Origin of the sequence: Paenibacillus sp. GYB003 (assembly GCF_036577625.1) — a bacterium.
Lineage (GTDB): Bacteria > Bacillota > Bacilli > Paenibacillales > NBRC-103111 > Paenibacillus_AB.
On record NZ_JARBDC010000005.1, the window covers coordinates 112,477 to 124,119 of the forward strand.

The window sequence follows — 11,643 nt, forward strand, 5'->3', positions numbered from 1 at the left end:
CGATCCGCGGCCAACGGCGTCCCGGCGTTCCGTCTTAAGGCGTAAGCCGCATCCGGTCGCGCGGAAACGCCGAAGCTTCGCGCACGTTCGGCTGTCCGAGCAGGCGCGAGGTGAGGCGCTCGAGCCCGATCGCGAAGCCGCCGTGCGGCGGCATGCCGTAACGGAATACGTCGAGGTAGCCGGCGAAATGGTCCGGGTTCAGCCCCCGGCCGAGCATCGAGGCGACCAACCGGTCGTAATCGTGAATGCGCTGGCCGCCGGTCGTAATTTCGAGACCGTTAAAAATCAGGTCGAACGAGGCGGTCAACGTCTCGTCCTCCGGCGCCGGCATCGCATACATCGGGCGGATGTCGCGCGGGTAGCGCGTAATGAACACGAACGCCGGCTTGCCTTCCTCGGCGACGTGCTTGCAAATGAGCCGCTCGCCCTCCGGGTCGAGGTCGCCCTTCGGCGACGTCTTGCCGTATTTCCGCTGCAAAATGCGCTGCGCCTCGGCGACCGGAATTCTCGGAATATCGCCCGGCGGTACGACGTCCACGCCCAGAAGCGCCAGCTCCGCGCCGCATTCGGCGGCGACCGTCTCCAGCATATCGCGCAGCATGTCCTGCTCCAGCTCCATCAGCTCTTCCTCGGAGCGGATAAAGCCCATCTCCGCGTCGAGCGAAACGTACTCGTTCAGATGGCGGGACGTATGGTGCTCCTCGGCCCGGTAAACGGGAGCGATTTCGAATACCCGTTCATAGCCGGCGCCTACCATCATTTGCTTGTAAAATTGCGGCGATTGGGCCAAATACGCCTGCCGGCCGAAGTAGTCGACCGGAAACAGGTTGGACCCCCCTTCGGTGCCGGAGGCGACGATTTTCGGCGTAAAAATTTGCATGAACCCGCGCCGGCGCAAATAGTCGCGGAACGCTCCGGCCAAAGCGGACTGGATGCGGAACGTCGCGTTCACCTTCGGATGGCGAAGCGACAAAACCCGATGGTCGAGCTGCGTGTCCAGCCTGGCCGGAATCGTCTTCTTGTTGATCTCGAACGGAAGCGGCGCGGAGGCGGCGATGCATGCGACCGTTTCGGCGCGAATTTCGACGCCGCCGGGCGCTTTGTCCGCAAGGGCGGCGACGCCGGTAACGGAGACGACCGATTCCGGACTAAGCGGCGTATCGGCGAGCTCTCCTTCGAGGACGCATTGCACGATGCCGCTCCGGTCGCGCACGTGGACGAACGCGAGCCGGCCGAGACGGCGGACGGCGTGCACCCATCCCTGCACGGCGACGGGACGGCCCGCCTGTTCGGAAATGCGGGCGCACAGCACACGGACTTGCGGCGAAGCATGAGTTTCCATGAATGAACACTCCTTTTATTCGATTGGGTACTGCGGTAGCGAAGTTGTTGTTGTCATCGTCATCATCGTCGTCGCCGTCGTCCATGCGCATCACCTCCTCCAAGCATTTCCGCCGGGCCGTTCCCGGCGCAGGCCGCCCCCGCAAACGACAAAAAGCCCCGTCCCTGAAAGGGACGAGGCTGAACGCTCGCGGTACCACCCTGGTTATCGCGCCATAAACGGCGCAATCGGCTCGGACCCCGTAACGAGGGGCCGTCGTCCGCTCCTACCGGACCGCGCTATCTCCGCGGTCGTTCAGGCGGAACTCGCCGGTGTCGTTCGCCGGCCGCTGCCGCCGTCCTCCCAGCCAAGGGACGGCTCTCTGTGCGCTGCGGGCGCCGGGTACTGCTCCGGTTCATCGCTTTGATCGTTTCTCCTATAGTATTCACTTTGAACGCGTTTGTCAAACCAAATGTTCGGCTTTCGCTTGGAGAAGAAATCTGTAGCGGCCGCAACCCCGCTCTGTTATGATAAATGTGTGATTTGTAATTTTTCGCTTCATTTTGTTTCGTTTCGTGACGAATTATGCAAAAAAGATACAAAAACGAAGGAGGAGCCTCCGTCCATGTCAACCGTCCAACTCCCGTTCGAAACCCGCACGATCAGCTCGCTCGAGAAAGTATTCGCCGACGAGGAGCTGCAGGCCGCCGCGTACGCCCGCGCTTCCGCGCTCCGCGGGGAAACGGTTTCGTTCCAGGTCGCCTACCGTTCGCAGCGTCTCGCCAAAAAATTGAAGGTGCGCGCCGAGTCGGAGCTCGCTTCCCGGATCGCCGTCCGAACCGTCGGGCTCGTGCCGGCGGAAATGCCGATTTACCACGATCACGACGATAACGTGCTCCGCTCCGTGCCGGGACTGTACCCCGACCCGCTGCTTCCGGTGAAGGAGTCCGAAGGCGTAACGGGATTTCCCGGGCAATGGCGTTCGGTATGGGTAACGGTTTCGCTGCCGTCCGACGCGACTCCGGGCGCGTATCCGATCGATATCGTCTTCGTGACGAACGACGGCCAGGAGCTCGCCCGCGAAACGTTCGAGCTGACCGTGCTCGAGGCCGCGCTCCCGGAGCAAAAGCTCATTCATACGGAATGGTTTCACGCCGACTGTCTCGCGACTTATTACGGCGTGGACGTGTTTAGCGAGCGGCATTGGGATATCGTGGAACGCTACGTGAAGACGGCCGTCGATCACGGCATCAACATGCTGCTGACGCCGCTGTTCACTCCGCCGCTCGATACGGAAGTGGGCGGGGAGCGGCCCACGGTCCAGCTCGTCGACGTGGAAAAGTCCGGCTCCGCTTACAAGTTCGGCTTCGACAAGCTGAAGCGCTGGGTCGACATGTGCGACCGGTGCGGAATCCGCTATTTCGAGCTGTCCCACCTGTTTACCCAATGGGGGGCGAAGCACGCGCCGAAAATCGTCGCGACCGAAAACGGGGAAACGAAGCGCATTTTCGGCTGGGATACCGACGCGACGGGGGAGGCGTACAAAAGCTTTCTGGGGCAATTTTTGCCCGGGCTGGTCGGCTTCATCAAGGAGCGCGGCCTCGAACGGCGGGTTTATTTCCACGTTTCCGACGAGCCTCACAAGGATCATATTCCGTGGTACGAGAGCGCCAGCGGCTGGCTGAAAACGTTTGTCGGCGGCTTTCCGACGATCGACGCCTTGTCCGATTACGACTTTTACGAAAAAGGTCTCGTGCCGACGCCGATTCCGGCCAGCAACCATATCAAGCCATTTTTGGAAAACGGGGTTCCCGGCTTGTGGACGTATTACTGCTGCTCGCAGTACAAAACGGTGTCCAACCGGTTCATCTGCATGCCGTCCGCCCGCAACCGCGTGCTCGGCCTGCAGCTGTACAAGTTTCAAATCGCCGGCTTCCTGCATTGGGGCTACAATTTCTGGTACGCGCAATATTCGCGCTTCCCGATCGATCCGTACCGCAATACGGACGCGAATCATGCGTTCCCGTCGGGCGACCCGTTCGTCGTCTATCCGGGGGAGGACGGCTCGCCGGTCGAATCGCTCCGGTTCGAGGTGTTCCGCGAGGCGCTGCAGGATTTGCGCGCGCTGACGCTGCTCGAATCGCTCGTCGGGCGGGAGAAGACGATCGCCCTGATGGAGCAGGGCGCGGAAGCGCCGATCACGTTCGACGATTACCCGAAAGACGCGGCGTGGCTGCTCGCCTGCCGCGAGCGGATCAACGAGGCGATTCGCGCCCATTCGGCGTGACGGTTTCCGCGGCTGCGCATGGAGGCAAGCAAGGCCCCGTCCGGACAACGATGTCCGAACGGGGCTTTTGCCTATCCGCTCGTCATGCGGAGAATGCTTAGCGACAGATTGATAGCCAGATTCGCCATCTTTTTCCCGATTCCTGCATGTACAAACGCGCGCGCGCTATGGTTAGATGGTTACGAACAAACTGTAAACGGGGTGAACGGGCATGAGTTCCTGTAAAGTCGGGATTCAATTGTATACGCTGCGCGACGAAACGTCCAAAGATTTCGAAGGAGCGCTTCGCAAAGTGGCGGAAGCGGGCTTCGCCGGAGTGGAATTCGCCGGCTACGGCGGAATGGAAGCGGGCAAGCTGAAGGAGCTGCTGGACGAGCTCGGCCTCGTGTCGATCGCCAGCCATGTCGGCATCGGACGGCTGCGGGACGCGCTGGACGAAGAAATCGCCTTCAACAAGACGATCGGCAGCCGATATATCGTTTGTCCGGGGCTCGGCAAAGAATACCGGGACAGCGAGCAGGCGTGGAAGGAAACGTTCGCCCTGCTGGAGACGATCGGCCGCAAATGTGCGGAGCAAGGCATCGCGTTCGGCTACCATAACCATTCCTTCGAGTTCGAGGATCAGGTGGGCGGGGAGACGGCGTTCGACGCTCTGTTCGCCGCGGCGCCTTCCGATGCGGTGAAGGTCGAGCTGGACGCTTGCTGGGCTTATGTCGCCGGCTACGATCCGGTCGCTTATCTCGGCAAGTACAGCGGCCGCGTACCGCTCGTTCATTTCAAGGACGTCCGCCGCACGGAAGAGGGCAAATGGCTGACGGTCGAGCTCGGCACGGGCGACGTGAACTTGCACGCGATCGCCGAAGCGTCGGCCGCGGCCGGCGTCGAATGGCTCATTTACGAGCAGGACAACACGCAAAATCCGCCGTTCGTCGCGATGGCGAACAGCATGAAATGGATCAAGGACAACGGCTTGGCCTGACGGCCTCCGGATGTCCGGCAAGCGTCGCGTCGGTCGGCGGCGGGATTGAACAGCCGCATTGAAGGACCGCTTTCGGCCTGGGGAGGCCGGGAGCGGTCTTTTCGTTGGCGAAACCGCTATCGTTCGACATGGTTCGCGTCCGTCTTCCCGCCGGCCGTCTGGCCGAGCAGCTGTTGCCGGAACCGTTTCGGCGACAGGCCGAAGTGCGCCCGGAACATGCGGTGAAAATACGAGTAGCTGCTGAAGCCGGACTGCTCGGCGATCTGCTCGAGCGACATCGGGCTGTACAGCATGCGCTCCTTCGCGATCGAGAGCCGGATTTGCAGCGCGTACTGCATGATGCTTTGCCCGAAGCACGCCTTGAACAGATGGACGGCGCGGGAAGGGCTGAGCCCGACGCTTTGCGCCACGTCCTCCAGCTTGAACGACGCAAGGGCGCGCTCTTCCACGTAATTGCGCATCCGCTGGGCGAGAAACGACTTGCCGCCGCTTTCCGAAGCGGTGTGCTCGGTCATTTCGCGATCGACGGTCATGCAAAAAATGCGCATATAATAGTCGGCGATCGGCTTGTACGTCCGCTTGCCGCGGTAATGCTCGAGCACGATTTGCCGGCAAATCGCGAGCACGGTGTCGTGGAGCGGGATGGTCGCGACGGTCGGGCGGGACCGCTGCGCCCACCATTCGTCGAGCCAGCCGCCGCGGCAAAAAAAGTAGTAGTCGCCGCTGGCGACGGCCACCTCGCCGGACGGCTGCGGCTCGGCTTCGACGCGCAGCTCGTACGGATCGCCCGGCTTGAACAGCATCAGATCGCCGGCCGCAACCGTGCGCAGCTCGCCGCCGATCAGCGCCTTGCAGCGCCCTTCGGACTGGAACCGGATCAAATAGTGGGGAAGAACTTGCCGGGCCGATACGAACGCTTTCGTATGGTACGAATAACCGGCGGTGAGCACTTCGCACTGCATCGTTTCACGCTTCCCTTCGTTTGTCGGACGAACGTTTTGCCTTCATTGTAAGGGCGCGGCGCGGAAAAACGCAAATCGCGCCGGGACGTTCGCGGACAAGAAACGAGGATGGGCGTCCGCGCATAAAATAAATGGTTTACAGGTTGGATGAAATCCCCTATAATCCTAGTATAATTATCGGATTTGCGCGGAGGATGAAACGATGGAGATGGACTGGGGCATCTCGCTGCTCGGATTGCTTGTCGGCTTTTTGGTCGGATTGACCGGCGTCGGTGGCGCTTCGCTGCTGACGCCCGTTCTCGTGCTGGTCGGCATCAATCCGACGCTCGCGGTCGGAACCGACCTCTTTTACAATTCGGTCACGAAGCTGTTCGGGACGATTCAGCATTTGCGCCAGAAGACGGTCGAAATGCGGCTCGTGCTGTACTTGGCGGTCGGCAGCATTCCGGGAGCGGTCGTCTCGATCTTGGCGCTCCATCAGTTCGAATCGCTGTATCGTCATCAGGAGCAAATCGTCCGCAACGCGCTCGGCATGATGCTGATCGTCGTGGCGGTCATGACGATCGTCAAGCAGCTGCTGGACCGGAACGGGAAAGAAAACCGGATTCAGCAAAAGCCGGTCGAGCAAAAAAAGCTGCTGACGATCGCGATCGGCTTCGTGCTCGGCTTTATCGTCGGATTGACGTCGATCGGCTCGGGCTCGCTGTTCGCGATCGCGCTGATGTATTTGTACCGGATTTCCGCGGCGAGGCTGGTCGGCACCGATATCGCCCATGCGCTGCTGCTCGTGACGGCGGCCGGGCTGCTGCACGCCAGCTACGGCAACGTCGATTTCGGCCTCGCCTTCCAGCTGCTGATCGGCTCGATCCCCGGCGTCTGGGTCGGCAGCTCGCTCAGCGCCAAGGTACCGGCCAAACCGCTTCGCGCCGTGATGGCGTCGCTTATTTTGATCAGCGGCATCAAGCTGCTGTAGCTTTTCACATCCGGCTTGACCGGCCGGCAAAAAGCCCTCCGTTTGTCAGGCAGAAGCGGGAGGGCTTTTCGTTTGTTCGCGAAACAAAAACGGAGCCGATACGATTTCGGGCTCCGTTTTTTTAGGCTATTCAGCTTTTTTGCGCCGCGGGGTCGATCGCGCCGCTGACGAAGCCGCCGCTTCGCTCGAGCAGCCTGCACGCCTCATCCTTGCCGACGCCGGCCAAAATCATCACGATCGCCGTCTTCACGTGGCCGCCGGCGAGCCGGTACGCTTCGTCGACTTGCTCCGGCGAAGCCCCGGTCGCCATGCGGATAATGCGTTTCGACCGGTAGACGAGCTTCTCGTTCGTAGGCTGCAGGTCGACCATCAGGTTGCCGTATACTTTGCCGATGCGGATCATCGCCGTCGTCGTCAGCATGTTCAGCACGAGCTTCTGGGCGGTACCCGCTTTCATCCGGGTCGAGCCGAGAATCACCTCGGGACCGACGACCGCTTCGATCACCAGGTCGGCAATGCCGACCATCGGCGTATTGTGGTTGTTGCACAAGCCGACGACGGAGGCGCCGAGCGCCTTGGCGCGGCGCATCGCGCCGACCGCGATGCCGACGACGACGTCGCCCGCCGCGAGCCCGCGGCCGGCCAAGTCGGCGGCGCCCAGCGCGGGATCGTCCTCGGCCGATTCGTCGGCCCGATCCCGCGCCACGCCGCCCGCGACGAGCGCCTGCACGAGCCCGGGCGCCGTGCCGAACGTCGGCGGGCACTCGTATGCGTCGAGCATGCCGAGACGCCCGCTCGTGCCCGCGCCGACGTAGAACAGGCGCCCGCCGGCGCGCAGGGCGGCGGCGATCAGCTCGACCGCTTCCGCCACGGCGGGAAGCGCCTCCGCCACGGCGGCGGGGACGCGAAAATCTTCCGCGTTCATCAGCTGGAGCAGCTCCAGCGTCGAACATTGATCGAGATGCCGCGTGCGCGGGTTGACCTGCTCCGTGTCGAGCAGGCGAATGGAGCCGTCCGCTTCCATCCTCGTATCTCCTCCTTGCGAATTGCCGCTTAAGGCGGATTTTTCCTGTCTGGTTGTTACTGCATTAGGGAACCCCCCGAACTAGCACGGAACGGAGTTAAACCGCTTGTTTCGAAAACTTTTTCCATATTAACAATTCAAAAAAGGAGCTATCCTCCACTATTATAGAAGACCGTTCCTCTCTCTGTAAAGCACGAACATCGAATCGGCGCCGGTCCCCTGCCGCTTGCGGGATTGCCCCGCCCTCTCCGTCAAGCCGGCCAAATCGTTCGAAAAGAAAAGAACGGACGAGCAATCGCGAGCTTTCATTTTCTGAAAATGTCGCCGCCCGGCCTAACGAACGTATATTCGCTTTTTTGCAAAAAAACGAACACTTGTTTTTCGCGTTTGACCCTCCCGAAATCGGACTGCTACGATAGGGGCACTTTCCATCTTTTAGGGGCGGTGAATACAAAATGAGGCTCATGCCGATTCCCGAATGGTTCCTGTTCTTCTTCAAGCAATTTCGCCGCTCCAAGCGATCGCTGCTGGTCATTACGGCTTTGACGGTCGCCGCTTCCGCATGCGGCGCTGCGGCCCCGCTGCTCATCGGCCGACTGACGGACGCGATCGCCATGCATGCAGGAAACGGTCTCGTCCCGCTTGCCGCGACGCTTCTCGCCGCGCTGCTCGCGCTGGAGCTTTGCTCGCAGCTTCGCGGCTACGTATCGTCCAAGACGATGCTCCGTCTGACCTACGAGCTGACCGAACATACGCTTTCGGCCGTTTTGCGCACGTCGTCCTCCTTCTTCGCGCGAACGCCGCGAGGCGAACTGCTGCAGCGGCTCACGCAGGATACGCGCATGATCCAGCAGTTCGGCTTGTCCTCGCTTCCCGCCTTCATGCAGGAGCTGCTGCTCGCCTGCGCGGCGATCGTCGTCATCGGCGGCTGGAACTGGCTTTTGGCCGTCAGTCTCGCTGCCGCATACGTCATTCTGTTCATCCCGGTTCACCGATTCGGCCGCAAGCGCGGACAGGCCCGGAAGGAACTGGCCGCCCACGACGCCCGCATTCGGCAAAGCTTGCTGGAGAAGCTGGAAACGGTGAAGCAGATCAAGCTGTACGGGACCGAACGCCGGGAATACGAAACGGTTGCCGCCGAACAAAGCCGATGGGGCGATCTGAAATTTCAGGAAAACGTCGCGGACAGCTTGTACCGCACCTTTCCGCGCATTCCGGATTCGCTGGCTCCCGCGCTCGTCTTCCTGTTCGCCGGCTGGCAGACGGTTTCGGGCGACGCGACCGTCGGGCAGCTCGTCACGATCATCGCCTATATTCCGGCCCTTAACGCGCCGGTACGCTCGTTTTTCGGCCTATACGTGAACTTCGCCGATATCCGGGTAAGAATCCAGGGCATCATGGACTACGCCCGACTGCCGGCGGAGCCGGGACTGCGGGACGGTCTTCGCGAGCTGCCGCGCGGCCGCGGGCTGCCGATTTCGTTTCATAACGTACGGGTCGCCGGCGACCGGGGGGATTTGCTGCGCCGCGTTACGTTTACGGTCGCTCCCGGGGAGCATGTAGCGATCGTAGGTCCGAGCGGCGCGGGCAAAAGCACGCTGCTCCAGCTGATCGTGCGTCTCCGCGAGCCTTCGGAAGGCGAGATTGCGATCGGCGGCGTGCCGCTTCGCGAACTTGACGCGACGCGGCTGCGTTCGCGCGTCGGCTATGTGATGCAGGAGGGGGCTTTGTTCGGCGGCAGCCTGGAGCGCAATTTGACTTATTTGGCGGAAGCCGACCGCCGGACGCTCGATCGGTGGATGGAAGCGTTCGGCGCGGCGGACATCGTGTCGATGCTGCCCGAAGGCTACGACTCCGATATCGGCGCGGCCGGCGGACGGCTGTCCGGCGGACAGCGCCAGCTCGTATCGCTGACGCAAACGATGGTGAAGCGGCCGGACCTGCTTCTGCTCGACGAGGCGACCTCCTCGCTGGATCAAAAGGCCGAAACGGCCGTGTACGAAGCGCTTCGCCTATACGCGTCCGACATAACCCGAATCAGCGTCACCCATCGACTGCGGGGAGCGGCCCTGGCCGACCGGATTCTCGTGCTGGATCGCGGCGAGCTTGTCGAGCAAGGCACGCACGAACAGCTTCTGCGCCGGCAAGGCTTGTACGCCGAGCTGTGGCGGCGGGAGCGCGAGCAAGACTCGGCTTTCGGCGGGGATGCGATCGAATTCGACCCGGAAGGAGGTCCGGCACATGAACGGCAGCATGCGGGCGCCGTCCGCTAGCCGGTCGGCCGTATGGACGTATGTCAAGACGCATATCGGACCTCGCTGGCCGAATCTCGTCCTTATTTTGCTGAAAAACGTGATCGGAAGCTTGCTCTACATGGTACCGCCGCTCCTAACCAAATATATGCTGGAAACCGTGCTGCCGTCGCGCGACTGGAGCTTTCTCGTCATCGTCGCCATCGTCATGGTGGCCGCGCCGATCGCGGGGAGCGCGATGATCATCGCCGAGGACTACTTCGGCCGGTTCATGATCCGTCTGACCGGACAAGGGCGGGCCGAGCTGTACGACGGCATTCAGCGTCTTCCGCTCGGGAAGCTCCGTCATTCGCCGGGCGACCTGCTTGCTCGCATGTTGAACGATACGTATGCGATCGGCGAATTGGCGAACGGAAACCTCGGCTTCATGCTGTTCCATGTCGTGACGATCGTTGTCGGTTCGGCCGTTCTGCTCGCGCTGCACCCCGGCCTCGGAGCGGTCGTGCTGCTGCTGTGGGCCGGCCAAGCCTTCCTCCTATCGTCGCTCGGCGGCCGCGTCAAACAAAGAGCGGCGGAAACGGCGCGTCATAATTCGCTCGTCGCCGAAACGGTGCGGGAGATCGTCTCCGCCGCCCCCTTCCTGAAAGCGGCCGGTCAAGAGGGCAAGGCGCTCGCCGCGCTGCGGGACTGCCTGCGCCGGGAATGGGGCCATACGAAGCGCGGACAAATGACCGATTACCGGGTGCAGCTCGCAAACGCCGCGCTGGGCGCCTCTTTCCTCGTCATCATGTACGGGGCCGGTGGCTGGCTCGTGCTGGAAGGCCGGATGACCGTCGGCTCGCTCGTCGCCTTCGTGGCCGTCTATACTTGGCTGCGGCCGTTCGGCGTATCGCTCATCGGGATGGCGCTCGCGGCGATCAAAGTAGCGCCCGCCGTCGACCGGGTCGCCGAGATCGCCTGCCCGGCGGCCCGCGAAGGCGGAAGCGCCGTTCCGGCAGGGCCGCTTACGCTGGAAGCGGACCGGCTTTCCTTCCGTTACCCCGAAGGCGCGGAAGGAGACGGCGTCGGGAAGCTCGCTCTGCGCGATGTAAGCTTCCGGATCGCTCCGGGCTCCGTCGTCTCCGTCGTCGGGCACCGCGGCTCCGGCAAATCGACGCTCGCCGACCTGCTGCTCGGACTTCGCCGGCCTTCGTCGGGCATCATCAGCGTGAACGGCGTCCCGCTTCCCGCTCTCGACCGCGACTGGCTGCGCCGTCACCTGCTCTGCATCACGCAGGAGACGCGCCTCCGAAGCGGCACGATCCGGGACAATCTCGTCTATGGCAGCGAGGATGCCGATCCGGAGGCGGTCCGCGAAGCGGTTCGGTTGGCGGAGCTGGAGGAATGGATATCCCGTCTGCCGGACGGCTGGTTCACCCGGGTCGGCGAGCAAGGGCTGCAGCTGTCCGGCGGAGAGCGCCAGCGTATCGCCATCGCCCGCGCGCTGCTTCGCAAGCCTTCGATACTCGTTCTCGACGAAGCGACTTCGGCGCTCGATCCGGGAACCGAGCATCGGCTGCTGCTCAACCTGACCGGCGGCCTGAAGGGCTGCACGCTGCTGTTCATTACGCACCGGCTCCAGGTCGCGAAGCGGTCGGACCGCATCCTCGTCCTGCAGGGAGGCTCGCTCGCGGAAAGCGGCACGTACGAGGAGCTGCTGGCCGGCCCGACGTTGTTCCGCAGCTTATGCGAGCACGCCGCCGGGAACCGATCGAGGCGAAGCTTGTAATGAAGCCGGCCGAGCCCAAAGTGACAGCCCCGAAATCGCCATGATTCCGGGGCCGTATTGCGGGCTCCTGCATGCGG

At 62.5% G+C, this 11,643-nt stretch carries 8 protein-coding genes and 1 other annotated feature; of the genes, 5 read left to right on the forward strand and 3 right to left on the reverse strand.

Annotation, left to right across the window (positions count from 1 at the left end; translation table 11 throughout):
- Nucleotides 1-34: 34 nt before the first annotated feature.
- A complete protein-coding gene (aspS, locus tag PV407_RS04000; RefSeq protein WP_332088578.1) occupies nucleotides 35-1,342 on the reverse strand; it encodes an aspartate--tRNA(Asn) ligase in 1,308 nt (435 codons plus the stop codon).
- Between the two features lie 166 nt (nucleotides 1,343-1,508).
- Nucleotides 1,509-1,749 (reverse strand) — a binding site (T-box leader).
- 197 nt (nucleotides 1,750-1,946) lie between these two features.
- Here aspS and PV407_RS04005 point away from each other — a divergent pair.
- Both PV407_RS04005 and PV407_RS04010 read left to right on the forward strand, forming a co-directional pair.
- Nucleotides 1,947-3,608 carry a DUF4091 domain-containing protein gene (locus PV407_RS04005; protein ID WP_332088579.1) on the forward strand — a complete coding sequence of 554 codons (1,662 nt, stop codon included), beginning with the start codon at nucleotides 1,947-1,949 and terminating at the stop codon, nucleotides 3,606-3,608.
- Nucleotides 3,609-3,819: 211 nt separating this feature from the next.
- Complete coding sequence (locus PV407_RS04010) at nucleotides 3,820-4,587, forward strand: sugar phosphate isomerase/epimerase family protein (RefSeq protein ID WP_332088580.1); 768 nt, start codon at nucleotides 3,820-3,822, stop codon at nucleotides 4,585-4,587.
- 116 nt (nucleotides 4,588-4,703) lie between these two features.
- On the opposite strand, the gene PV407_RS04015 is transcribed toward PV407_RS04010, so the two are convergent.
- Nucleotides 4,704-5,549 carry an AraC family transcriptional regulator gene (locus PV407_RS04015; RefSeq protein WP_332088581.1) on the reverse strand — a complete coding sequence of 282 codons (846 nt, stop codon included), beginning with the start codon at nucleotides 5,547-5,549 and terminating at the stop codon, nucleotides 4,704-4,706.
- Between the two features lie 208 nt (nucleotides 5,550-5,757).
- Between PV407_RS04015 and PV407_RS04020 the strand changes: the two genes are divergently transcribed.
- A complete protein-coding gene (locus PV407_RS04020) occupies nucleotides 5,758-6,522 on the forward strand; it encodes a sulfite exporter TauE/SafE family protein (protein ID WP_332088702.1) in 765 nt (254 codons plus the stop codon).
- A 130-nt stretch (nucleotides 6,523-6,652) separates the two neighbouring features.
- Here the strand turns inward: PV407_RS04020 and murQ are convergent, their stop codons facing one another.
- The gene (murQ, locus tag PV407_RS04025) at nucleotides 6,653-7,546 is read right to left on the reverse strand and encodes an N-acetylmuramic acid 6-phosphate etherase (protein ID WP_332088582.1); all 894 of its coding nucleotides are present in this window, start codon (nucleotides 7,544-7,546) and stop codon (nucleotides 6,653-6,655) included.
- Nucleotides 7,547-8,001: 455 nt separating this feature from the next.
- On the opposite strand from murQ, the gene PV407_RS04030 reads away from it, so the two are divergent.
- Together PV407_RS04030 and PV407_RS04035 are read left to right on the forward strand one after the other, a co-directional pair.
- The gene (locus PV407_RS04030) at nucleotides 8,002-9,819 is read left to right on the forward strand and encodes an ABC transporter ATP-binding protein (protein ID WP_332088583.1); all 1,818 of its coding nucleotides are present in this window, start codon (nucleotides 8,002-8,004) and stop codon (nucleotides 9,817-9,819) included.
- Nucleotides 9,788-11,566, forward strand: coding sequence for an ABC transporter ATP-binding protein (locus PV407_RS04035; RefSeq protein ID WP_332088584.1), 1,779 nt, complete (start codon nucleotides 9,788-9,790; stop codon nucleotides 11,564-11,566). The genes PV407_RS04030 and PV407_RS04035 overlap by 32 nt, the downstream gene beginning before the upstream one ends.
- Nucleotides 11,567-11,643: the final 77 nt, after the last annotated feature.